The following is a 23255-nucleotide window of genomic DNA, read 5'->3' on the forward strand; positions in this document are numbered from 1 at the left end:
CGGTGGCAGCGGGCGTCGGCCCACCCGACCCGCGCCATCCCGATCCCCACTCCCCATCCTGCGAGGTTCGTCCCACCGTGTCGCCCATGGCCCGTACTGCGCTGGCGCCCCACGCAACGCCGCCGGACCTCATCCGCAACTTCTGCATCATCGCCCACATCGACCACGGCAAGTCGACCCTGGCCGACCGGATGCTGCAGAAGACGGGCGTCGTCGACCCTCGGGCGATGCGCGCGCAGTACCTCGACCGCATGGACATCGAGCGCGAGCGCGGCATCACGATCAAGAGCCAGGCCGTGCGCATGCCGTGGGCCGTCGAGGACGCCGCCGGCGCGTCGACGACCTACGCGCTCAACATGATCGACACGCCGGGTCACGTCGACTTCACCTATGAGGTGTCGCGGTCGCTGGCTGCCTGCGAGGGAGCGGTGCTCCTCGTCGACGCCGCACAGGGCATCGAGGCGCAGACGCTGGCCAACCTCTACCTGGCCATGGAGAACGACCTCACGATCATCCCCGTGCTCAACAAGATCGACCTGCCGGCCGCCCAGCCGGAGAAGTACGCCGAAGAGCTCGCCAAGCTCATCGGCGGCGAGCCGGACGACTGCCTCCGCGTGTCGGGCAAGACGGGCGAGGGCGTCGAGCCGCTCCTCGACACCATCGTCGCGCAGATCCCGGCCCCGACCGGTGACGCGAACGCGCCCGCCCGCGCGATGATCTTCGACTCGGTCTACGACACCTACCGCGGCGTCGTGACCTACGTCCGCGTCGTCGACGGCAACCTCAACCCCCGCGAGAAGATCGTCATGATGTCGACGCGGGCGACCCACGAGCTGCTCGAGATCGGCGTCATCAGCCCCGAGCCGGTGCCGAGCAACGGCCTCGGCGTCGGCGAGGTCGGCTACCTCATCACCGGCGTCAAGGACGTGCGCCAGTCGCGCGTCGGCGACACGGTCACCAACGCGAGCAAGCCCGCCAGCAAGGACCTCGGCGGCTACCGCGACCCGAAGCCGATGGTCTTCTCCGGCCTCTATCCCATCGACGGCTCGGACTACCCCGACCTGCGCGAGGCCCTCGACAAGCTCAAGCTCAACGACGCCGCGCTCGTCTACGAGCCCGAGACCTCGGCCGCCCTCGGCTTCGGTTTCCGCGTCGGCTTCCTCGGCCTGCTCCACCTCGAGATCGTGCGGGAGCGCCTCGAGCGCGAGTTCGGCCTCGACCTCATCTCGACGCAGCCCAACGTCGTCTACGACGTGACGATGGACGACGGCAAGGCCGTGCACGTCACCAACCCGAGCGAGTACCCCGACGGCAAGATCCGCGAGGTGAGCGAGCCGATCGTGCGCGCCACGATCCTCTCGCCGTCGGAGTTCGTCGGGGCGATCATGGAGCTCTGCCAGCAGAAGCGCGGCAGCCTCCGCGGCATGGACTACCTCTCCGAGGACCGCGTCGAGATGCGCTACACGCTGCCGCTCGCCGAGATCGTCTTCGACTTCTTCGACCAGCTGAAGTCGCGCACCCGCGGCTACGCCTCGCTCGACTACGAGCCCGACGGGGAGCAGGTGGCCGACCTCGTGAAGGTCGAGATCCTCCTCCAGGGCGAGACGGTCGACGCGTTCTCCGCGATCGTCCACAAGGACAAGGCCTACGCCTACGGCGTCATGATGGCGAGCAAGCTCAAGGACCTCATCCCGCGCCAGCAGTTCGAGGTCCCGATCCAGGCCGCGATCGGCTCGCGCATCATCGCGCGCGAGAACATCCGCGCCATCCGCAAGGACGTCCTCGCCAAGTGCTACGGCGGCGACATCAGCCGCAAGCGCAAGCTCCTCGAGAAGCAGAAGGAGGGCAAGAAGCGGATGAAGATGGTCGGCCGCGTCGAGGTCCCCCAGGAGGCCTTCGTGGCCGCGCTCTCGAGCGACGGCGACAAGGGCAAGAAGGGCTCGTAGCGCGTCGCGCTCCAGCCTGGGTCACGACGTCGCTCGCTTCACCGGCGCAGGTATGCCGTCCGGTGCGGTCTCGTCGCCCGCCTAGTCGCCGAGCAGCTTGCGGCGCAGGCGGTCGGTGTCGGCTGCGGTCCATCCTTGGGTGCCCAGCCAGCCGATGGCGCCGCCGTGTCGCTCGTCGAGGGTCTGCAGCAGCAGGCGCATCGTGTCGGTGGTCGGGGACTGCTGGGCGACGGTCTTGTCCTGCAGGTTCGCGGCATACGCCGTGCTCGAGCGCAGGCGCGCCATGATCGCGGGCACGCGCTCGGCGGACGCGGCGTAGTCGGCGATGACGAGGTCGTCGGGCACGCCGACGACCTTGAGGGCGAGCCCGACGACGGTACCGGTGCGGTCCTTGCCGGCGGCGCAGTGCACGATCGCAGCGCCCTCGCTCGACGCGATCGCGTCGAGGGCGGCGACGACGGAGTCCGGGCGGGTCGCGAGGTAGGACAGGTAGTGCTCCGACCAGAACTGCTCGTGGCTGCGGCGGTGCTCGTCGTCCGCGCGGCCACCGGCGGCCGAGGCCTGCGCAGCAGCGGCTGCCGCCTCGCGGCGCTCGTCCGTCTCCCACGGGAGGGCGCGCTCCGCCGCGGGGATGCCCGACTCGACCGAGTCCTCGCGGTAGAGCGTGTGGTGGTGGTGACGGACGTGCACCACGGCCCGCAGCGGTCCGTCGCCCTCCTTCGCCAGCTCGACGTGCGTGCGCAGGTCGACGACGTCGCTCACACCGAAGCGGGTCACGAGCGTGTCGATCGCCTCCGGCGACAGGTCCTGGAGGTTGTCGGAGCGCAGCAGTCGGCGGGGTTGCACGAGCTCACCCGACTCGGTCGGGAGGCCGCCGAGGTCGCGCATGTTGACGACGCCGTCGAGGTCGATCCACTGGGGGCGATACACCCCAGCAGCCTATGCGAGCACGGGCTGCACCCCGCCGGGGCGTCAGTCGCGCACCACGCTCACGGTGAGGACGCTGATCGAGGTGAACGGTGGCGCGTCCGGTCGGGTGTCCTCGCCGCCCTGCGCTGCGATGTGGTCGATGATCTCCTGGCCCTCGACGACCCGGCCGAAGACGGAGTAGACGGGGGCGCCGGCCGTCACGGTGAAGTCTCGGTGCACCATGAGGAACTCGCCCGCGGTGCCCCGCACGTCGTCTCCGCGAGCCATGCCCACCATCCCGCGCACATAGTGGCCGCCGGGGGGTGCGTTCTCGAGGGGCAGGCCGTAGCCGGGGTCGCCGAGGCTGCGCCCCGTGGGGTCACCGCACTGGAGGAAGCCGGTCGCCGCCTGGCGAGTCGTCAGGCGGTGGCAGACGCTGTCAGACCAGTAGCCGGACCGCGCCAGGGTCACGAACGACGCGACCGTCGCCGGGGCGGCCGCTCCGTCGAGCTCGAGCCGGATCACGCCGCACGTCGTCGTCAGGGTGGCGCGCCACCGGGCTCCGGCCGCGATCGCAGGTGCCGGCGCCGATGCGAGGTGGGGCACCGTGGCGGGGGTTGGCGGCGGCGCGCTGCACGTGACCGCCCCGGCCGCCCGCCCCGGCGGAGTCGTCGCGGGCGTCGGTGAGCTCGTCGGACTCCCCGGCGACGGATCCCCGGTCCACGTCGACACGAGGAGCAGGGCCGCAGCGGCTCCGAGGGCGGCGAGCACCAGCAGCACGGCTGTGCGCAGCGACGGCACGGCCGGTGGGGGCTGGCGCTCGCCCGCGCCACTCATCCCACCAGCGTAGGCCGACGGCCTGTCGGCGGCGCCGTGCTCGCCTGAGACAATCGAGGTATGCCGCCCTCCGCCCTCCCCGACGGCGACCCCGCACCCGTCTCTGGCGAGCTCCCAGCAGCGGCCCTGGCGTCGATCGCGGGCACCGAGCTCGGCATCTACGTGCACGTGCCGTTCTGCACCGTGCGGTGCGGCTACTGCGACTTCAACACCTACACCCTCACCGAGCTCGGCGGCCTCGGGGCCACGATCGGCGTCGACACCTACGCCGACGCCGCCCTCGCCGAGGTCGACCTCGCCCGGCGGGTGCTCGGTGACGAGGCGCCCGCCGTGTCAACGGTCTTCGTCGGTGGTGGAACGCCGACGATGTTGAGGTCGGGCGACCTCGTGAGGATGCTGAGCGGCATACGGGAGCGCTTCGGGCTGGCACCCGGCGCCGAGGTGACGACGGAGGCGAACCCCGACTCCGTCACGCCGGAGTCGCTCGCGCAGCTCTCCGAGGGCGGTTTCACGCGCGTGTCGATCGGCATGCAGTCGGCGGTGCCGCACGTGCTCGCGACGCTCGAGCGCACGCACGACCCCGACAACGTGGCACGTGCGGTCGCAGCCACCCGCGCGGCGGGCATGCAGGTCAGTGTCGACCTCATCTACGGCACGCCGGGGGAGTCGCTGGACGACTGGCGCCGCAGCCTCGAGACGGCGATCGCCCTCGAGCCCGACCACATCTCGGCCTACGCCCTCGTTGTCGAGCAGGGCACGAAGCTGGCGGCGCAGGTGCGCCGGGGGCTCGTGGCGATGCCCGAGGACGACGACGAGGCCGACAAGTACGAGCTCGCCGACGGGCTGCTCGCCGATGCCGGCTTCGGCTGGTACGAGGTGAGCAACTGGGCCCGTTCGGAGCAGACGCGCTGCCGGCACAACATCGCCTACTGGGCGGGCACCAACTGGTGGGGCGTCGGCCCGGGCGCCCACAGCCACGTCGGCGGGGTGCGCTGGTGGAACGTCAAGCACCCGAGCGCGTATGCCGCCCGCCTGCGCTCCGGGGAGTCGCCCGCCCAGGCGCGTGAGTCGCTCACCGACGAGCAGCGCCACGACGAGCGGGTGCTGCTCGGCACCCGTCTCGTCGAGGGGCTGCCCGTCGACGACCTCCGCACCGGTGGCCGGGGAGCGGTCGCGGGCCTCATCGCCGACGGCCTCATCGACGGCGCGGCCGCTGTCGCTCGCGGTCGGGTGGTTCTCACCCGGCGCGGCCGGCTCCTCGCCGACACTGTTGTCCACCGCCTCCTGGCGGCGTGAAAGACCTGATCCAGCAAAGGAACCCGATGACTGACCTCGCCTCCTCCACATCGACGGCCGAGTCCGACGTGGCATCCACCGTGTCCTCGGTCGTGGCGCAGGCCCGGCGGACCTTCGACAGCGGGCGCACCAAGCCGTATGCGTGGCGTGAGGCGCAGCTGAAGGCCCTGCGCGAGCTGCTCATCGACAACCACGACGAGATCGCGCAGGCACTCGACGCCGACCTCGGCAAGAGCGCCGAGGAGTTCTGGCTCACCGAGATGGGTCTCGTCGTGAGTGAGATCGACCACACCCTGAAGCACCTGCGCCGGTGGCTCGCCCCTCGCCGCGTCTCGGTGCCGTTGCGCGTGCAGCCCGGGCAGGCCCAGGTCGTGCGCGAGCCGCTCGGGGTCGTGCTCGTCATCGCTCCCTGGAACTACCCCGTGCTGCTCACCCTCGGGCCGCTCGTCGGCGTGCTGGCCGCCGGCAACGCCGCGGTCGTCAAGCCGAGCGAGGTCGCGCCGGCGACGTCGGCCGTCATCGCGCGGCTCATGTCGCAGCACCTCGACCCCGAGGCGGTGCACGTCGTCGAAGGCGGCGTGCCGGAGACGACGGCGCTGCTCACGGAGCGCTTCGACCACATCTTCTACACCGGCAACGGGGTCGTCGGGCGCATCGTCCTCGAGGCGGCGGCCAGGCACCTGACGCCCGTCACGCTCGAGCTCGGCGGCAAGTCGCCGACCTTCGTCGACGACGGTGTCGACCTCGAGACGACGGCGCGTCGCCTCGTCTGGGGCAAGTTCACCAACGCCGGGCAGACCTGCGTCGCGCCGGACTACGTGCTCGGCACGCGGCAGACCCTCGATGCGCTGAAGCCTTTGCTCCTCAAGTCGATTCGTGACACCTACGGCGAGGATCCCCGGGGTTCGGCTGACTACGGGCGCATCATCACGGCGCGCCATCTCCGTCGCCTGATCGAGCTCATCGACCCCGCGAAGGTCGTGACGGGTGGCGAGAGCGACGTCTCGACTCGCTATCTCGCGCCGACGGTGCTCGACGAGGTCTCGCTCGACGACCCGGTGATGGGGGAGGAGATCTTCGGGCCGGTGCTGCCCCTCGTCGAGGTCTCGGGCGTCGACGAGGCCATCGAGATCATCACCGGCCGCGAGAAGCCGCTCGCCCTCTACGTCTTCACGTCGAAGCCCGAGACGAGGCGGCGGTTCGTCCGTGACACGTCCTCGGGAGCCCTCAGCTTCAACATCCCCCTGGCCCACCTCGCCGTTCCCGAGCTGCCCTTCGGCGGCGTCGGCATGAGCGGCATGGGGGCCTACCACGGCGAGTTCTCGATCGACCTCTTCTCGCACGCCAAGGCGGTGCTGCGCCAGCCCCTGCGGCCGGACGCGACGGCCGTCGTCCGCCCGCCGAGGACACCCGCCCAGCGACGGATCATCGATCGTTTCGTCTTCCCGGGTCGCCGCCGCTGACTAGCACACGCGGGCGAAATGTCGCCGGAGGGGCGCGGCGTGTCGCAAGGGATTTATGAGAAAGCAGTGACGTGGTGACGCTTCTGTCCTAGATTCCGTAGGGACCCGATGCCCACGACGGGAGTCTCACGGTGAGTGCAGCCGCATGTCCAGCAGCCAGCCAGACCCCTGCGGCACCCGTCCCGGCGCGGCGGCGGACGTGGCGGCGGACGCGGCGGCGCTTCCTGCCGGTGCTGGCGCTCGTGCTCGCCGTGCTCGCGAGCGTCGGCCTCACGGCACCGGCCCGCTCGGCCGAGTGGATCGTCCTCTGCACCGGCTACGACTCGTGCAACGCGGCGGGCTACCCCGACAGCAGCTACAAGGCGGTCTCGTCGACGAGCTACTGGCGCCAGACGACGGGCCACAACTGCACGAACTACGTCGCCTACCGCCTCGTCAAGAACGGTCTGCCCAACGTCAAGCCGGCCTCCCTGACAGGCAACGCCTACAACTGGGGTCCGTCCTTCCCGACGCAGACGAACAACAGCCCCGCCAGAGGCGCAGTCGCGTGGTGGAACACGTCCTACTCCGCGACCGGGCACGTGGCCTACGTCGAGAAGGTCATCTCACCCTCGGAGATCCTTGTCTCCGAAGACAACTGGGGCGGTGACTTCCGGTGGCGCCGCATCACGCTGACCGGCGGTCGCTGGCCCACCGGCTTCATCCACTTCAAAGACCAAGGCACGAGCGCGCCGACGACAGACACGTCCTGGCAGGTCGCCGGCCCGGTCCGCCTCCTCGACACCCGGACCGGCAACGGCGCCCCGAAGGCGCGCGTCACGGGCGGGTCGGCGGTCACGTTCCAGGTCACCGGCCGAGGAGGGATGCCCACCTCCGGCGTCGACAAGGTGCTGCTCAACATCAACGCGACGACCCCCGCCACCGACGGCTACCTCACGGTGCACGCGTCCGGGACGACGCAGCCGACGGCGCGTGCGGCGTCCGTCACAGCCGCGCGGCCCAACACGACGAGCGTCATGACCCGGGTCGGCTCCGACGGCAAGGTCCGCATCTACACCTCTGCCACGACCGACCTCTCGGCCGACGTCGTGGGCTGGTCGGCCACCGGAGGCAACGTCGCGGGTGGGGCGCCGGTGCGGGTGCTCGACACGCGCACCGGACTGTCTGCGACCAAGGCCAAGCTCGCCGCGGGCGGCACCCTCAGCCTCACCGTGACCGGCCGGGCCGGCGTCCCGACCTCCGGCGCCTCGGCGGTCCTTCTCGACGTGTCGTCGTCGGGCGCGACGGCCGGAGGCTGGCTGACGACCTACCCGTCGGGGGCGACTCGGCCCGCGGCGCCGCAGGTGCGCTACGAGGCCGGTAAGGCCGGCACGGGCCTCGTCGTGGCGCGCGTCGGGACGGGAGGGGCGGTCAAGATCCACTCGTCGGCCCAAACGGACGTCATGGTCGACATCGTCGGGTGGCTGCGTTCGGGAGGCGACCAGGTCGCCCTGACGCCGACGCGCGTCTTCGACAGCCAGAGCGGCCTCGGCTACCCCGCGGGTCGGGTGAGCGCGGGCTCGGCACCCATCGTGCCGGTGCTCGGCCGGGCGGGGGTGCCGTCCTCGGGCGTCAGCGCCGTCACCGTCACCGTGACCGCCGTGTCGCCCACGGCGGGCGGCTACCTCACCGCCTACCCGAGCGGCGCCGCAGAGACGCCGTACGCCACGGTGAAGTACCCCGCTGCCGCCACCGTGGTCAACACCATCGTCGTGCCGATCGGACCGGACGGGGCGATCCGCGTGAGGTCGTCGGCGGCGGCATACGTCAAGGCCGACATCACCGGCTACGTGCTGCGCTGAGGGGCGACGCGACGCGACGCGGGCGGGGACGGACCCGTCAGGCGACCGGTTCCGTGACGAAGTCGATGAGCTCCTCGACGCTCGCGAGCAGGGTCGGCTCGAGGTCGGCGTAGGTGCGCACGGTGCCGAGGATGCGCTTCCAGGCCAGGGCGATGTCGGTCTGGGTGTCGTGCGGCCAGCCCAGCTCGGCGCAGATGCCGTGCTTCCACGACGTGCCTCGCGGGATGACCGGCCAGCGCTGCCACCCCAGCCGCTCGGGACGCACCGACTGCCACACGTCGACGTAGGGGTGGCCGAGGATCCTCACGTGCGCGGCGAGCCCGGGCAGGGAGCGCGCCTGCTCGACGATGCGCGCCTCCTTCGTGCCCGGCACGAGGTGGTCGACGAGGACGCCGAGCCGTCGCCCGGGGCCGGGCTGGAACTCGGCGATGATGCCGGCGAGGTCGTCGACGCCGTCCATCATCTCGACGACGACGCCCTCGATGCGCAGGTCGTCGCCCCACACCTTCTCGACGAGCTCGGCGTCGTGGCGCCCCTCGACGTAGATGCGCGAGCCGCTCGCGACCCGGGCCCGGGCGTCGTGCACCGCCACCGACCCGGAAGCCGTGCGCGACTGCGCGCGGAGCGCGTCGGCGAGCTGCGCCTGGGCCGCGGTGCGGGGAGGGGTGAGCGTCACGGGACGGCCGTCGACGAGGAAGCCGGGTCCGAGGGGGAAGGCCTTCGTGCGCCCACGGCGGTCCTCGAGGTGCACGACACGCATACCGCCGGCCTTCTCGACCCGCACGACGGCGCCCACCCAGCCCGTCTCGACCTCCTCGACGACGAGGTCACGCTCGGCGGGCAGGTCGGTCGACCGGCCCCGCTTGGGGGCGCGCCAGTCGCCGGAGAGCACGTCGTTGCCGTAGCGGTCGTCAGGGCACACGGTCAGGCAGCGTATGCCGTCCGGTCGGCGTGCGCTCCGACGCCACGCCCGGGGGAGGGCCGCGACCTTCGACACCGGCCGCGCCGTTCGGTGCAACGGCGGCCGACCGCGTAGACTTGGCACTCGTCAATCGAGAGTGCCAGACGTGCGCACGAGCAGCGAGGGAGGCCGCATGAGCGAGGACCGCAGGCTCATGGTGCTGCGCGCCATCGTGCAGGACTACGTGCAGACCTCCGAGCCCGTCGGGAGCAAGGCCCTCGTCGAACGACACCACCTCGGGGTGAGCGCGGCGACGGTGCGCAACGACATGGCCCTGCTCGAGGAGGAGGGCCTCATCCACGCCCCGCACACGTCGGCCGGGCGCGTGCCGACGGATGCCGGCTACCGCGTCTTCGTCGACCGGCTCAGCGCCGTCAAGCCGCTCAACCCGGGGGAGCGTCGGGCGATCAGCCAGTTCCTCGAGGGTGCCGTCGACCTCGACGACGTCGTCGACCGCACGGTGCGGCTGCTCGCCAGCCTGACCCGGCAGGTCGCGGTCGTGCAGTACCCCTCGTTGACCCGCTCGACGGTGCGCCACATCGAGCTCGTGCCGATCGGTGCGACGCACCTCATGATCGTGCTCATCGTCAACACCGGCCGCGTCGAGCAGCGGGTCGTCGACACCGGTCGCTCGCTCGTGGACGCCGAGGGCGAGGCCCTCGTCGCCTCGATCCGCTCGCGCATCAACGAGGTCGCGGCCGGCGTGCCCTTCACCCACGCGGCGACCCGCCTGCGCCACCTCGTCGAGGACGCCCCCGAGACCGACCGGGCCGTGACCGAGGCCGTGGTGTCGGCCCTCGGCGACGCGCTCGTCGAGGAGCGCGAGGAGCGGGTCGTGCTGGCCGGCCAGGCCAACCTCGCCCGCGCGGGCACCGACTTCCCGCGCACCATCGGCCCCATCCTCGAGGCCCTCGAGGAGCACGTCACGCTGCTGCGCCTCCTCGGCCAGCTCGGTGACGACCCCGACCTCGTGTCCGTGCGCATCGGCTCCGAGAACCCCGTCACCGGGCTGCAGTCGACCTCGCTCGTCTCGATGGGGTATGGCTCGGGAGCCGAGCGGGTCGCGAGCCTCGGCGTGCTGGGGCCGACCCGGATGGACTACCCCCTGACGATGGCCTCGGTCCGGGCCGTCGCGCGCTACGTCTCCGAGATCCTCGACGCCAACCAGACCACCTGACGCAGATCCCCACCCTCCGCAACGAGGCCAGCCGCCGGAGCACCGTCGCACCGGCACCACCCGCACCACGTCCCACGAAGGAACCTCAGCTTGAACGACTACTACGCCGTCCTCGGGGTGGCTCGCGACGCGAGCCAGGAGGACATCAAGAAGGCCTACCGTCGCCTCGCCCGCAAGCTGCACCCGGACGTCAACCCGGGCGCGGAGGCCGAGGAGGAGTTCAAGCGGGTCTCGCAGGCCTACGACGTGCTCTCCGACCCGCAGAAGCGGCGCTCCTTCGACCTCGGATCCGACCCCTTCGCCAGCGGCGGCGGCGCGGGCTACGGCGCGGGCGCGGGCTTCTCCTTCAGCGATGTCATGGACGCCTTCTTCGGCGCCGGCGCCCAGGGTGGGGCGCGTGGACCCCGGTCGCGGGTGCAGCGCGGCCAGGACGCCCTCGTGCGCCTCGACATCGACCTCGCCAAGGCCGTCTTCGGCTCCGAGGAGGAGCTGACGCTCGAGACGGCCGTCGGGTGCGCCCGCTGCGGCGGCGACGGGGCCGAGCCGGGCACCGGCCGAGAGACCTGCCCCATCTGCAAGGGTGCGGGCGAGGTCCAGCAGGTCCAGCGGAGCTTCCTCGGCCAGGTCATGACCTCACGCCCGTGCGTCAACTGCCAGGGCTACGGCTCGAACCTCACCGACCCGTGCCACGACTGCTCCGGCGACGGGCGCGTGCGCACGCGTCGCAACCTCAAGCTCAAGGTGCCCGCCGGCGTCGACACCGGCACCCGCATCCAGCTGACCGGCGAGGGTGAGGTCGGCCCGGGGAACGGGCCCAACGCCGACCTCTACGTCGAGATCCGCGTCGTCAACCACGAGACGTTCACCCGGCGGGGCGACGACCTGCACTGCAGCGTCGAGCTGCCCATGGCGGCGGCTGCGCTCGGCACCACGCTGAAGCTCTCGACCTTCGACGGCATGCAGGACCTCGAGATCAAGCCCGGCACGCAGAGCGGTGAGATCCACACGTTGCGCGGCCTCGGTGTCACCCACCTGCGCCACGGTGGCCGCGGCGACCTCCTCGTCCACGCCACGGTGCAGACCCCGACGCGGCTCACGGAGGAGCAGCGCGAGCTGCTCCAGCAGTTCGCGGCGCTGCGCGGCGAGGAGCGTCCGGAGGGCCGACTCGCGCCCGCCAACAAGGGGCTCTTCGGCAAGCTGCGCGACGCCTTCAAGGAGAAGTGACGTCGTGAGCGCAGGGGAGTGCTCGCGGTGACCCACCAGCTCTTCCTCGGGGACGCCGCGGCGGTCGCAGCCGCGGCCGCCGGCGGCGTGCTCGTGCTCGACGGCGACGAAGGCCGTCATGCGGCCACGGTCGTGCGGGTGCGGCCGGGCGAGCGCTACCTCGTCGCCGACGGCGCCGGGCGCAGTGTCCTCTGCGAGGCAGAGGAGGTCGACCGCACCCGGGTGTCCGGCCGGGTCGTCGAGGTGACCGACGAGCCTTGCCCGCAGCCGCGCCTCGTCCTCGTGCAGGCCCTGGCCAAGGGCGACCGCGACGAGCAGGCGATCGAGGCCGCCACCGAGCTTGGTGTCGACGAGGTCGTGCCGTGGCAGGCGGAGCGCTCGGTCGTCGTCTGGCGCGGCGAGCGTGCCGCGAAGTCGCTCGCCAAGTGGACCTCCGTGGTCACGCGTGCGACCAAGCAGTCCCGCCGCGCCCGGTTGCCGCTCACCTCCGCCGTAGTCGACCTCCCCGCGCTCGTGGCGCGCGTGCAGGCGTCCGCGCTGACGGTCGTGCTCCACGAGGAGGCGACGTCGCCGCTCGCCGGCCTCGACCTGCCCGCCGACGGCGAGGTGCTCGTCGTCGTCGGCCCCGAGGGAGGCATATCGCCCCGCGAGCTCGAGGCCCTGACGGCTGCGGGCGGCCGAGCGGTGCGGCTCGGCACGACGATCCTCCGGTCCTCCTCCGCCGGCCCCGCGGCCCTGGCCGTCATCAACGCCGCCACCCGCTGGCGCTGACCCAGACCTCCGAGCCCACCCCCGACTCGAGGTGATCCCGTGTGCCACGTGGGTGGCGCGATCACCTCCAATGGGGCTTCAACCTTCCCCGATTTGAGGTGATGCCGGGCCCCACATGGGTGGCGCGATCACCTCCGATGGGCGGGAGGGCGGCATACCGGCTCGTGGTGGTGAAACCCCCTGCGGTTGGAGGTGATCCCGGGCCTCACGTGGGTGGCGGGATCACCTCGATCCGGTATGCCGTCCGGCTGGGTCGAGGTGGTCCCCGGCCTGACGTGGGTGGCGGGATCACCTCGAATGGGCGGGAGGGCGGCATACCTGCTCGTCGGTGGTGAAACCCCCTGCGGTTGGAGGTGATCCTGGCCCTGACGTGGGTGGCGGGATCACCTCGAATGGGCGGGAGGGCGGCATACCTGCTCGTCGGTGGTGAAACCCCCTGCGGTTGGAGGTGATCCTGGCCCTGACGTGGGTGGCGGGATCACCTCGATCCGGTATGCCGTCCGGTTGGGTGGAGGTGATAGCGGACCTCACGTGGGTGGCGGGATCACCTCGAACGGGTGGGAGGGCGGCATACCTGCTCGTCGGTGGTGAAACCCCCTGCGGTTGGAGGTGATCCCGGGCCTCACGTGGGTGGCGGGATCACCTCGATCCGGTATGCCATCCGGCTGGGTGGAGGTGATAGCGGACCTCACGTGGGTGGCGGGATCACCTCGAATGGGCGGGAGGGGGGCATACCGGCTCGTCGACGCAGGTGCGCGGTGGGGTCGACGTCCCTAGGGTTCAGGCATGAGCCAGCAGACGCCCGACGACTGCATCTTCTGCAGGATCGTCGCCGGCGACCTCCCCTCCGACCGCGTCGCCGAGACCGAGCGGTCGATCGCATTCCGCGACATCAACCCAGCGGCGCCGGTCCACGTGCTCGTCGTCCCGCGGCGGCACGAGCCGACGATGGGAGCCCTCGCGGCATCCTCCGACGACCTCACCGACGTCTTCCGCCTCGTCCAGCAGGTCGCGGAGCAGGAGGGCGTCGCCGACGCGCACCGGATGGTCGTCAGCACCGGCAGCGGCGCGGGCCAGACCGTCTTCCACGCGCACGTCCACGTGCTCGCGGGTGTCCATTTCAGCGAGGAGTGGCTGTTGTGAGCGACACGACCGAGACCGACAAGAACGCCTCTGAGCGCGAGAAGCCCTCTGCCACAGGCACGTCCACGGACTCGAACGGCAAACCCGAGCCCAAGGAGCCGGTCGACGACCTCGTCACGACGCACCACACGCTGCGCGTCGGGCGCCGCCAGCTGCGCTACACCGCCACGACCGGACGAGTGGTGCTGCGCGAGGAGCACCACGAGGACGGCACCTTCGGCGGTCACAAGGCTCGCGCCGAGCTGTCGCTGACGAGCTACGTGCTCGACGGCGCGGACGTGCGCAAGCGGCCGGTCACCTTCGCCTTCAACGGTGGGCCCGGCAGCTCGAGCGTCTGGCTGCACCTCGGGTTCCTCGGCCCCCGCCGCGTGGTCATGGGCGACGTCGGCGCGCTCGAGCCGCCGCCCTACGACCTCGTCGACAACCCGGAGTCGCTCCTCGCCGTCAGCGACCTCGTCTTCATCGACCCCATGTCGACCGGATGGTCGCGCGCGGTCGAGGGCGGCAAGCCCGGCGACTACCACGGCTACCAGAAGGACATCGAGTCGGTCGGCGAGCTCATCCGGCTCTGGACGTCACGCCACCGCCGCTGGATGTCGCCGAAGTTCATCGCGGGGGAGTCCTACGGCACCCTGCGCGGCGCGGCGCTCGCCGGGCACCTCCAGGAGAGGTACGGGATGTACCTCAACGGGCTCATCCTCATCTCCAGCGTCCTCGACCTGTCGTCGATCGACTTCGACAAGCAGCGCAACGACCGCGCGCACGCCCTCTACCTCCCGACGTATGCCGCCATCGCCCACTACCACGGCAAGCACGGCCGCCGTGGCCTGAGGGGAGTCCTCGACGAGGCGGAGGCGTATGCCGCCCGCGACTACCCGTGGGTCCTCTCCCGTGGTGCCCGGCTGGCCCCGTCCGAGCGGCGTGACGCGGTGGCGACCCTCGCCCGGCTGACGGGGCTCGGTGAGGACTACGTCGACCGCGCCGACCTGCGCATCGAGCACTGGCGCTTCTTCACCGAGCTGCTCCGCGACCAGCGGCTCTCGGTCGGCCGACTCGACGGCCGCTTCACCGGCCCCGCCGCGAGCGCGATCGCCGAGGGCATGGACGCCGACCCCTCGATGGACGCCATCGCCGGCCCGTATGCCGCCACGTGGAACCACTACGTCCGCGACGAGCTCGGCTTCGACAGCGACCTGCACTACGAGCAGATCTCGCGCCTCGTCCACCCCTGGTCGTTCAAGGACTTCGAGGGCCGGCCCATCGACGTCTCGCCGCAGCTCGAGCGCGCGATGCGCCAGAACCCGCACCTGCGGGTGCACGTCTCCTACGGCTACTACGACGGGGCCACCCCGCACTTCGCCGCCGAGGACGTCGTCGCCCACCTCCAGCTGCCCGACGCGCTGCGCGCCAACATCGAGCACGCCTACTACGAGGCCGGGCACATGATGTACGTCCACGAGCCGACCCGCCGCCGCCAGAGTGCGGATCTCGCAGATTTCGTGGTGAGGAGCTCCGCCGGTCGCACGTAGACTCGACATCACGATGAATGACGCCTCCTCACCCGGCCCCGAGTCGAGCGCCCCTGTCAGCCCCGTGGACTCCGACGCACCCGTGCTGACCCGCCGCATCCCGCCGCCCATCGAGATGGTCGCCCTGCTGGGCCCGCGCGACGAGCTGCTGCGGACGATGGAGCGGCAGTTCCCGCTCGTCGACACCCACGTGCGGGGCAACGAGATGACCTTCAGCGGCCCGACCGGCGAGCTCGAGATCATCGACACCCTCCTCGACGAGCTCCTGACGATCGTCGACCTCGGCCAGCCGCTCAACCGCGACGCCGTCGAGCGCTCGATCGGGATGCTGCGCAACCAGTCTGCCGAGCGACCCGCCGACGTGCTGACGATGAACATCGTGAGCAGCCGGGGCCGCACGATCCGGCCCAAGACGCTCAACCAGAAGCGCTACGTCGACGCGATCGACCAGCACACGGTCGTCTTCGGCATCGGCCCGGCCGGCACCGGCAAGACCTACCTCGCGATGGCCAAGGCCGTCGCCGCCCTCCAGGCCCACCAGGTCAACCGGATCATCCTCACCCGGCCTGCCGTCGAGGCCGGTGAGCGCCTCGGCTTCCTGCCCGGCACCCTCAACGACAAGATCGACCCGTACCTGCGGCCGCTCTACGACGCCCTGCACGACATGGTGAGCCCCGAGACGATCCCGCGGCTCATGGCCTCGGGCACGATCGAGGTGGCACCGCTCGCCTACATGCGCGGACGCACGCTCAACGACGCCTTCATCATCCTCGACGAGGCACAGAACACCTCGAGCGAGCAGATGAAGATGTTCCTCACCCGCCTCGGCTTCGGCTCCAAGATGGTCGTCACCGGCGACATCACCCAGGTCGACCTCCCGGGCGGCACCCGCTCGGGGCTGCGGGTCGTGCGCGACATCCTCGAGGGGGTCGAGGACGTCCACTTCGCCGAGCTGACCTCGCACGACGTCGTGCGCCACCGGCTCGTCAGCGCCATCGTCGACGCCTACGAGGCCGACGAGGCCAAGCGCGAGAAGCGTGAGCGCAAGACGTCCGCGGCTGCCCGCGAGCGACGTGCCCACGGCGCCCGGGAGGCCCGGGCGTGAGCATCGACGTCCTCAACGAGACCGACGAGAAGGTCGACGAGCTCGAGCTGCTGGCCTGCTCGAAGTACGTCCTCGAGCAGATGCGGGTCCACCCGCAGGCCGACCTCTGCATCAAGCTCGTCGACGAGGAGGCCATGGAGGTGCTCCACGTGCAGTGGATGGACCTGCCCGGCCCGACCGACGTCATGAGCTTCCCGATGGACGAGCTGCGTCCCGGCCGCGAGGGCCAGGAGCCCGAGGAGGGCACCCTCGGCGACATCGTGCTCTGCCCGTCCGTCGCGACGCGGCAGGCCGCCGAGGCGGGGCACGCCCCGATGGAGGAGATGCTGCTCCTCACGACCCACGGCATCCTGCACCTGCTCGGCTACGACCACGCCGAGCCCGACGAGGAGCGCGAGATGTTCGAGCTCCAGCGCCAGCTCCTCCTCACCTTCCTCGCCACCCGGGGCCGACCCGGCACGTGAGCCATCCGGCACCGACCACACCGCCGCTCACCCACGAGAGACCCTGATGCTCCCGCAGTTCGTCCTCCCGGCCCTCATCAGCATCGCCATGGCCTTCGTGCTCTCGGCGTCCGAGGCGGCCATCTTCCGGATGTCGCGGGTGCGGGCGGCGGAGCTCTACGACGAGGGCCGCTCCGGCGCGAAGTCGCTCATGGTCGTGGTCGGCGACTCCGCGGCATACCTCTCGGTCATCGCCTTCCTCCGCGTCGTCGCCGAGGCGACCGCAGCGGTGCTCGTCACGCTCGCCGTGGCCGGGCAGGTCGAGTCGACGTGGAGCCGGGCCCTCATCAGCATCGCGATCATGGCCGTCGTGTCCTTCGTCGTCGTGGGGGTCTCGCCGCGCACCCTCGGCCGCCAGCACTACGACACCGTCGCGCTGTGGAGCGCGCCGCTCGCCGTCGGGTTGCGGCGCGTGCTCGGCCCGGTCGCCAAGCTGCTCGTCGTGCTCGGCAACGCCGTCACCCCCGGCAAGGGCTACAGCGACGGCCCCTTCCAGACGGAGTCGGAGCTGCGCGACCTCGTCGACATGGCCGGCCGGTCCGACGTCATCGAGGACGACGAGCGAGAGATGATCCACTCGGTCTTCGAGCTCGGCGACACCGTCGTGCGCGAGATCATGGTGCCGCGCACCGACATGGTCGTGCTCGACGCCGACAAGTCGCTGCGCAGCGCGATGTCGCTCTTCCTGCGCTCCGGCTTCTCGCGCATCCCCGTCGTCGGCGAGGACAGCGACGACGTGCGCGGCCTGCTCTACTTCAAAGACGTCGCACGGCGGCTCAACGCCGCCCCGGAGGACGCGAAACGGCTGGCGACCGAGGTGACCCGCCCCATGCACTTCGTGCCCGAGAGCAAGCCGGTCGACGACCTGCTCCGCGAGATGCAGCGGGACCAGAACCACTTCGCGATCGTCGTCGACGAGTACGGCGGCACTGCCGGCCTCGTGACGATCGAGGACATCATCGAGGAGATCGTCGGAGAGATCGCCGACGAGCACGACCGTGAGGCGCCGGGCGTCGAGCAGCTCGAGGACGGCACGCTGCGGGTGCCCGCGTCGATGGACATCGACGACCTCGCCGAGCTCTTCGACGTCACGATCGACGAGGAGGACGTCGACACCGTCGGCGGCCTGCTCACCAAGGCGATCGGCCGGGTGCCGATCGTCGGCTCCTCGGCCCGCATCGCCGGGCTCGAGCTGACGGCCGAGCGCATGGCCGGGCGTCGTCACCGCGTGGCCTCGGTCATCGTGCACCGCGTCACGGCAGAGGACACTGACCTGCACCACACCGACACGGAGGACGCCCATGGGCACGCGAGCGGGCACTGACGGCACGGGATCCCGGGACGGCGACCAGGCGGCATACCGCGCCGGGTTCGCCTGTCTCGTCGGCCGGCCCAACGCCGGCAAGTCGACGCTGACCAACGCCCTCGTGGGGCAGAAGGTCGCGATCACGAGCTCCAAGCCGCAGACGACGCGGCACACGATCCGCGGCATCGCGACGACGCCGCAGGCGCAGCTGATCCTCGTCGACACCCCCGGGCTGCACAAGCCGCGCACCCTGCTCGGCCAGCGGCTCAACGACCTCGTGCGCGAGACGCTCCTCGAGGTCGACGTCATCGGCTTCTGCCTGCCTGCCGACCAGCGCCCCGGCCCGGGCGATGCCTTCATCGCGAACGAGCTGACCGAGCTGCGCTCCGTGCGTCGCCGGCCGGTCGTCGCGATCGCGACCAAGGCCGACACCGTCGACCGCGACAAGCTCGCCGAGCACCTCATGGCCATCGACCAGCTCGGCGACTGGGACGCGATCATCCCGTGCTCGGCGGTGTCGGGGGAGCAGGTCGACCAGGTGCGCGACCTGCTGTCGTCCTACCTCCCGCGCTCGCCCAAGCTCTACCCCGACGGGGTCATGACCGACGAGCCCGACATCATCATGATCGCCGAGCTGGTCCGCGAGGCAGCCCTCGAGGGCGTGCGCGACGAGCTGCCGCACTCGCTCGCGGTCGTCGTCGAGGAGATGGTCCCTCGGGAGGGGCGCCCCGCCGACAGCCCGATGCTCGACGTGCGCGTCAACGTCTTCGTCGAGCGGCCGAGCCAGAAGGCCATCGTCATCGGCAAGGGGGGCTCCCGGCTGCGCGAGGTGGGCACCAACTCCCGCAAGGCGATCGAGGAGCTGCTCGGCCAGAGGGTCTACCTCGACCTGCACGTCAAGGTCGCCAAGGACTGGCAGCGCGACCCCAAGCAGATGCAGCGCCTCGGCTTCTAGCGACTGCGGCGCGGGCGATGTCGCGCCGTCGGTGGGCGCCCCTAGCCTGCCGGGATGAGCAGCCCGATCCAGTGCCGTGTCGGCCAGGTCTTCATCCCCGTCCGCGACATGGCCTCGGCCATCCGGTGGTATGCCGCCCTGCTGGGTTTCGAGCAGGGGGTGGCGTCCCACGGCGCCACCATCTACGACATCCCCACCGACGGAGAGACCCGGCTGGCGCTCGACGCCAACCGGCCGGACGTCGAGGCGGCGGGGCCGCCTCGCTTCTTTCTCTGGACCGATGACATGAGCGCGACGGTCGCCCACCTGCGTGGGCTCGGGGTGACGGTCACCTCCGACGTCGAGGACATCGGCAGCGTCCTCTTCGTCCAGTTCGAGGACCCCGACGGCAACGCGCTGATGGTCTGTCAGCGCACCTGACTCGCCTGTCCGTCCTAGACTTGGAGCAAGGAGGCTGACATGTCGGAGACAGCCGCGCACGACCACGAGCTCGAGGTCCTCGAGGACGACCAGAACGTCCCCCCGCGCCCTGAGGAACAGATCGCCGACGCGCTCGGTGGTGGCACGCTGGATGACACCGAGCCGCCGGTCGAGGCCGACTTTCCGGCCCCCTGAGCCCGCCTCGACGGCCTGTCGTCCGGGCCCGTCGTCGTGTGACGCGCGCCCGCGAGGTCTCACGATCCGGGCAGCGGTCCCGAGGGGTGGACGTGACGCGGCGACCCGGCATACGGTGAAGGCGTGCGAGCGGTGAGCCTCCTTCTTCTCTGCCGCGACGAGGCCTGACCCCGGCCCTCCTCGTCGCGGAGTTTCCCGTGTCCGGCCGGACACCGAGCGAAACGCAGACGAAGAGAGTGCAGAGATGATCCACCCCCAGCTGACGTCGGGTATGCCGTTCCAGAAGTACCAGCCCTTCCACGAGCAGATCCCGTTCGACCTGCCCGACCGCACGTGGCCGACGAAGCGCATCGAGACGGCCCCGCGCTGGTGCGCGGTCGACCTGCGTGATGGCAACCAGGCGCTCATCGACCCGATGAACTCCGAGCGCAAGCTGCGGATGTTCCAGCTGCTCGTGAAGATGGGCTACAAGGAGATCGAGGTCGGCTTCCCGTCGGCGAGCCAGACCGACTTCGACTTCTGCCGCGAGCTCATCGACGGCGGGCACATCCCCGACGACGTGACGATCCAGGTGCTGACGCAGTGTCGCGACCACCTCATCGAGCGCACCTTCGACGCGATCCGTGGGGCGAAGCAGGCGATCGTCCACTTCTACAACTCGACCTCGATCCTCCAGCGCCGCGTCGTCTTCGGGCTCGACCAGAACGGCATCATCGACATCGCCGTCCAGGGTGCCCGCCTCATCAAGAAGCTCGAGGAGACGATCCCCGACACGCAGATCTACTACGAGTACTCGCCGGAGTCCTACACCGGCACCGAGCCCGACTTCGCGATGCGCATCTGCAACGCCGTCATCGAGGTGCTCGACCCGACGCCCGACCACAAGATGATCATCAACCTGCCCGCGACGGTCGAGATGATCACGCCCAACGTCTACGCCGACACGATCGAGTGGATGATCCGCCACCTCGACCGTCGGGAGTCCGTCGTCGTCTCGCTCCACCCGCACAACGACCGCGGCACGGGGGTCGCGGCCGCCGAGCTCGGCTACCTCGCCGGTGCGGACCGCATCGAGGGGTGCCTCTTCGGCAACGGCGAGCGCACGGGCAACGTCGATCTCGTCACCCTCGGCATGAACCTCTTCAGCCAGGGCATCGACCCCCAGATCGACTTCAGCGACATCGACGAGATCCGCCGCACGGTCGAGTACTGCAACCAGCTGCCGGTCGGCGAGCGCCACCCCTACGGCGGCGACCTCGTCTTCACCGCCTTCTCCGGGTCGCACCAGGACGCCATCAAGAAGGGCTTCGAGGCGATGGAGGTCCAGGCCAAGGACAAGGGCACCTCGGTCGACGACCTCGTGTGGGGCGTGCCCTACCTCCCCGTCGACCCGCACGACCTCGGCCGCTCCTACGAGGCGGTCGTGCGCGTCAACAGCCAGTCCGGCAAGGGTGGCGTCGCCTACATCATGAAGTCCGAGCACCAGATGGACCTGCCGCGCCGGCTCCAGATCGAGTTCTCCGGCGTCGTCCAGCGCGGCGTCGACCAGGACGGCGGCGAGGTGGCGCCCGCCGAGCTGTGGGCGAGGTTCCAGGACGAGTACCTGCCGGACCCGAGCCGCGCCTGGGGCCGTTTCGAGCTCGTCAACGTCGTGACCGACTCGACCGTCGACGGCGTCAGCACGCTCGAGGCCACGATGCGCGACGGTGACGAGAGCCTCACGGTGACTGGTCGAGGCAACGGCCCGATCGCCGCCTTCGTCGACGCGCTCTCGACCGTCGAGGGCGCTCCGGACGTCCGGGTCCTCGACTACGCCGAGCACGCCCTGTCGGCCGGTGGCGACGCACGCGCCGCTGCCTACGTCGAGTGCGCCGTCGGTGAGCGCGTGCTCTGGGGTGTCGGGGTGGACCCGTCGATCGTGACGGCGTCGATCAAGGCCGTCGTGTCCGCGGTCAACCGCTCCGTCCGGGACGCCACGCGCGGCTGAGCCGCGAGTGAGGCCCGCCGCACCAGCGCGGCGGGCCACAGCCGCGCCTCCCGAGCCGCTGACCCGTGCCCGGACGGCGCTGGGATACCGTCTGCGCATGGACTCACCGGTCGGCCGCCTGCTGCTGCGGCTCACCGGGGTCGGGCTGCTCGGCGTGGCCCTCGTGGCGCTCGTCGCGCCACGACCGGTCATCACCCCCTACCGCTGGCCGGTGGTGGTCGCCGGTGTCATCGCCCTCGTCCTCGTGGCGCTCGTCGTGCGCATGCCGCGGTGGCTCGTGCGCGGCTGGGTGCCGCCGGTGGTGGCCGTCGGCGGGGGAGTCGTGACGGCAGCGGTCGGGCTCGCCGGGCAGTACGCATACGGCTGGGACGCGCGGGTCGTGATGGACCTGGCGCGCACGCTCGACTCCGGTCAGCCGCTGCCGGCGCTCGGCGTCGACTACTTCTCGCTCTACCCGAACAACCTCCCGCTCCTCGCCATCGACCAGTGGGGTCACGCGGTCGCGCGGCAGGCGGGTCTGACGGCCGACGAGGTGCTCATCGGGCTCAGCGCCGTCTGCGTCGCCGTGACCCTGCATGCCGTGCACGACCTCGTCACCCGGGTCGCCGGCCGCGGTCCCGCCCTCTCTGCCCAGCTCGTCACCCTCGTGCTCGTCGCCACGAGCCCCTGGGTGGCCGTGCCCTACACCGACCTCTACGCGATGCCGTTCGTCACCGGCGGTGCCGCTCTCGCGGCCCGCGCCCTCGCGCCGGGGCGCCGCGAGGTGCGCATCGTCCTGTGGGGGATCTCGATCCTCGCGATGACCGTCGCCTACGCGCTGAAGACGACCCCGGTCGTCATGGTCATCGGGGTCGCGGTCACCGTCCTCGTGGCGGTCTTCGACGGTCACCAGCACCTCGACCGGCGCGCGGCCGGACTGGCCGCCTGCGCGGCCGGGCTCGTCGTGTTCTCAGCCCTGGCTGTCGCGGTGCCGACCCTCGCGCAGAACGCATCGGGGGCCGACAACTCGCAGCTGCGAGCCGATGTGTCACCGAGCCCGCTGTGGTGGCTGGCCAACGGCTCTTACGAGAAGACGAGCGCGTCGGGGGTCACCAACTACGGCACGTACTCCCGCGAGATGGTCGCGGCCATCGAGGGGCGCCGGCCTGAGCAGATGGACGCCTATGCGCGTGCGTTCCTCGCCGACCGGTGGGCCGAGCGAGGGCCGGTCGGCACGCTCGCGTTCTACGGCAACAAGCTCGCCTGGAACTGGGGCGACGGCATGTTCTCGGCCTGGGTCGAGGGGGCCGACTCGCTGCCAGGGGTGATGCCTCCCGCAACCGGTGCGGCCGCGGCCGTGCAGGAGATCAACGGGCTGCACGGGCGGTGGTACCCGCTGCGGGCCGAGCTGGCCCAGGCGCTGTGGATCACGGTGCTCCTGCTCGCTGGCGTCGGGCTGCTGCGGGCGCCCTACCGCCGCGAGATCGTCCTGCTCGCGGTCACGGTGCTCGGCATCGCCGCGTTCACCCTGCTCTTCCAGGGGCGGGCGCGCTACCTCTTCGCCTTCGTCCCGCTCGTCGTCGCCCTCGCCGGCATGGTGCACCTCTGGGTGCCGCACCTGCGGCGACCGCGGCTGCGGGCCGTGCGCGATCTGCGCACCGGGGGCACCGGCGGCACCGGGAGCGCTGGCCGTCGCCTACGGTGAACC

Annotated in this window: 20 protein-coding genes; 17 read left to right on the forward strand and 3 right to left on the reverse strand. The window is 71.2% G+C overall.

The window, feature by feature from the left end:
- Nucleotides 1-86 precede the first annotated feature (86 nt).
- Nucleotides 87-1946: a translation elongation factor 4 gene (gene lepA, locus FHX52_RS02195; RefSeq protein WP_141819520.1), complete on the forward strand. Its 1860-nt coding sequence runs from the start codon at nucleotides 87-89 to the stop codon at nucleotides 1944-1946.
- A gap of 81 nt (nucleotides 1947-2027) precedes the next feature.
- Here lepA and FHX52_RS02200 read toward each other — a convergent pair whose 3' ends face one another.
- On the reverse strand, nucleotides 2028-2876 hold the full coding sequence (locus FHX52_RS02200; RefSeq protein WP_141819522.1) for a tyrosine-protein phosphatase: 849 nt from the start codon (nucleotides 2874-2876) through the stop codon (nucleotides 2028-2030).
- Nucleotides 2877-2918: 42 nt separating this feature from the next.
- Nucleotides 2919-3692: a peptidylprolyl isomerase gene (locus FHX52_RS02205; protein ID WP_141819524.1), complete on the reverse strand. Its 774-nt coding sequence runs from the start codon at nucleotides 3690-3692 to the stop codon at nucleotides 2919-2921.
- 60 nt (nucleotides 3693-3752) lie between these two features.
- Between FHX52_RS02205 and hemW the strand changes: the two genes are divergently transcribed.
- The 3 genes from hemW to FHX52_RS02220 all read left to right on the forward strand — a co-directional run bounded on the left by hemW (nucleotide 3753) and on the right by FHX52_RS02220 (nucleotide 8292).
- Nucleotides 3753-4988, forward strand: a complete 1236-nt coding sequence (hemW, locus tag FHX52_RS02210; RefSeq protein ID WP_141819526.1) for a radical SAM family heme chaperone HemW — start codon at nucleotides 3753-3755, stop codon at nucleotides 4986-4988.
- Nucleotides 4989-4993: 5 nt separating this feature from the next.
- The gene (locus FHX52_RS02215) at nucleotides 4994-6451 is read left to right on the forward strand and encodes an aldehyde dehydrogenase family protein (RefSeq protein WP_425460097.1); all 1458 of its coding nucleotides are present in this window, start codon (nucleotides 4994-4996) and stop codon (nucleotides 6449-6451) included.
- A 131-nt stretch (nucleotides 6452-6582) separates the two neighbouring features.
- Complete coding sequence (locus tag FHX52_RS02220; protein WP_141819530.1) at nucleotides 6583-8292, forward strand: CHAP domain-containing protein; 1710 nt, start codon at nucleotides 6583-6585, stop codon at nucleotides 8290-8292.
- Nucleotides 8293-8329: 37 nt separating this feature from the next.
- Here the strand turns inward: FHX52_RS02220 and FHX52_RS02225 are convergent, their stop codons facing one another.
- Entirely contained in the window at nucleotides 8330-9220 is an 891-nt protein-coding gene (locus tag FHX52_RS02225; protein ID WP_185747203.1) for a DUF3097 domain-containing protein, read from the reverse strand.
- 166 nt (nucleotides 9221-9386) lie between these two features.
- On the opposite strand from FHX52_RS02225, the gene hrcA reads away from it, so the two are divergent.
- From hrcA to FHX52_RS02285, 13 genes are all read left to right on the forward strand, one after another.
- Nucleotides 9387-10430, forward strand: a complete 1044-nt coding sequence (gene hrcA / locus FHX52_RS02230) for a heat-inducible transcriptional repressor HrcA (protein WP_141819532.1) — start codon at nucleotides 9387-9389, stop codon at nucleotides 10428-10430.
- Between the two features lie 90 nt (nucleotides 10431-10520).
- The gene (dnaJ, locus tag FHX52_RS02235; RefSeq protein WP_141819534.1) at nucleotides 10521-11654 is read left to right on the forward strand and encodes a molecular chaperone DnaJ; all 1134 of its coding nucleotides are present in this window, start codon (nucleotides 10521-10523) and stop codon (nucleotides 11652-11654) included.
- A gap of 27 nt (nucleotides 11655-11681) precedes the next feature.
- Nucleotides 11682-12425, forward strand: coding sequence for a 16S rRNA (uracil(1498)-N(3))-methyltransferase (locus FHX52_RS02240; protein ID WP_141819536.1), 744 nt, complete (start codon nucleotides 11682-11684; stop codon nucleotides 12423-12425).
- Between the two features lie 786 nt (nucleotides 12426-13211).
- Entirely contained in the window at nucleotides 13212-13568 is a 357-nt protein-coding gene (locus tag FHX52_RS02245; protein ID WP_141819538.1) for an HIT domain-containing protein, read from the forward strand.
- Nucleotides 13565-15097, forward strand: a complete 1533-nt coding sequence (locus FHX52_RS02250) for a S10 family peptidase (protein WP_141819540.1) — start codon at nucleotides 13565-13567, stop codon at nucleotides 15095-15097. Before FHX52_RS02245 ends, FHX52_RS02250 begins: the two co-directional genes overlap by 4 nt.
- Nucleotides 15098-15110: 13 nt before the next feature.
- Entirely contained in the window at nucleotides 15111-16202 is a 1092-nt protein-coding gene (locus tag FHX52_RS02255; RefSeq protein ID WP_141819542.1) for a PhoH family protein, read from the forward strand.
- Nucleotides 16199-16666: an rRNA maturation RNase YbeY gene (gene ybeY, locus FHX52_RS02260; RefSeq protein ID WP_141819544.1), complete on the forward strand. Its 468-nt coding sequence runs from the start codon at nucleotides 16199-16201 to the stop codon at nucleotides 16664-16666. Before FHX52_RS02255 ends, ybeY begins: the two co-directional genes overlap by 4 nt.
- Before the next feature lie 46 nt (nucleotides 16667-16712).
- On the forward strand, nucleotides 16713-18029 hold the full coding sequence (locus FHX52_RS02265; protein ID WP_141819546.1) for a hemolysin family protein: 1317 nt from the start codon (nucleotides 16713-16715) through the stop codon (nucleotides 18027-18029).
- A complete protein-coding gene (era, locus tag FHX52_RS02270) occupies nucleotides 18007-18966 on the forward strand; it encodes a GTPase Era (protein ID WP_141819548.1) in 960 nt (319 codons plus the stop codon). The genes FHX52_RS02265 and era overlap by 23 nt, the downstream gene beginning before the upstream one ends.
- Before the next feature lie 54 nt (nucleotides 18967-19020).
- The gene (locus tag FHX52_RS02275; protein ID WP_141819550.1) at nucleotides 19021-19386 is read left to right on the forward strand and encodes a VOC family protein; all 366 of its coding nucleotides are present in this window, start codon (nucleotides 19021-19023) and stop codon (nucleotides 19384-19386) included.
- Nucleotides 19387-19425: 39 nt separating this feature from the next.
- Nucleotides 19426-19581, forward strand: a complete 156-nt coding sequence (locus FHX52_RS23700) for a hypothetical protein (protein WP_185747040.1) — start codon at nucleotides 19426-19428, stop codon at nucleotides 19579-19581.
- 244 nt (nucleotides 19582-19825) lie between these two features.
- Nucleotides 19826-21568 (forward strand): 2-isopropylmalate synthase, encoded by a 1743-nt coding sequence (leuA, locus tag FHX52_RS02280; protein WP_141819552.1) that lies wholly within the window; start codon nucleotides 19826-19828, stop codon nucleotides 21566-21568.
- A gap of 97 nt (nucleotides 21569-21665) precedes the next feature.
- Nucleotides 21666-23252, forward strand: coding sequence for a glycosyltransferase family protein (locus FHX52_RS02285; protein WP_185747041.1), 1587 nt, complete (start codon nucleotides 21666-21668; stop codon nucleotides 23250-23252).
- Nucleotides 23253-23255 lie beyond the last annotated feature (3 nt).

Source organism: Humibacillus xanthopallidus (genome assembly GCF_006717145.1).
Taxonomy (GTDB): Bacteria; Actinomycetota; Actinomycetes; order Actinomycetales; family Dermatophilaceae; genus Humibacillus; species Humibacillus xanthopallidus.

Coding starts and splice junctions, on each gene's coding strand:
- FHX52_RS02265 (WP_141819546.1), top strand. CDS start 16,713: ATGCTCCCGCAGTTCGTCCTCCCGGCCCTCATCAGCATCGCCATGGCC.
- FHX52_RS02245 (WP_141819538.1), top strand. CDS start 13,212: ATGAGCCAGCAGACGCCCGACGACTGCATCTTCTGCAGGATCGTCGCC.
- FHX52_RS23700 (WP_185747040.1), top strand. CDS start 19,426: ATGTCGGAGACAGCCGCGCACGACCACGAGCTCGAGGTCCTCGAGGAC.
- hrcA (WP_141819532.1), top strand. CDS start 9,387: ATGAGCGAGGACCGCAGGCTCATGGTGCTGCGCGCCATCGTGCAGGAC.
- lepA (WP_141819520.1), top strand. CDS start 87: ATGGCCCGTACTGCGCTGGCGCCCCACGCAACGCCGCCGGACCTCATC.
- era (WP_141819548.1), top strand. CDS start 18,007: ATGGGCACGCGAGCGGGCACTGACGGCACGGGATCCCGGGACGGCGAC.
- leuA (WP_141819552.1), top strand. CDS start 19,826: ATGATCCACCCCCAGCTGACGTCGGGTATGCCGTTCCAGAAGTACCAG.
- hemW (WP_141819526.1), top strand. CDS start 3,753: ATGCCGCCCTCCGCCCTCCCCGACGGCGACCCCGCACCCGTCTCTGGC.
- FHX52_RS02285 (WP_185747041.1), top strand. CDS start 21,666: ATGGACTCACCGGTCGGCCGCCTGCTGCTGCGGCTCACCGGGGTCGGG.
- FHX52_RS02275 (WP_141819550.1), top strand. CDS start 19,021: ATGAGCAGCCCGATCCAGTGCCGTGTCGGCCAGGTCTTCATCCCCGTC.
- FHX52_RS02255 (WP_141819542.1), top strand. CDS start 15,111: ATGAATGACGCCTCCTCACCCGGCCCCGAGTCGAGCGCCCCTGTCAGC.
- FHX52_RS02205 (WP_141819524.1), bottom strand. CDS start 3,692: ATGAGTGGCGCGGGCGAGCGCCAGCCCCCACCGGCCGTGCCGTCGCTG.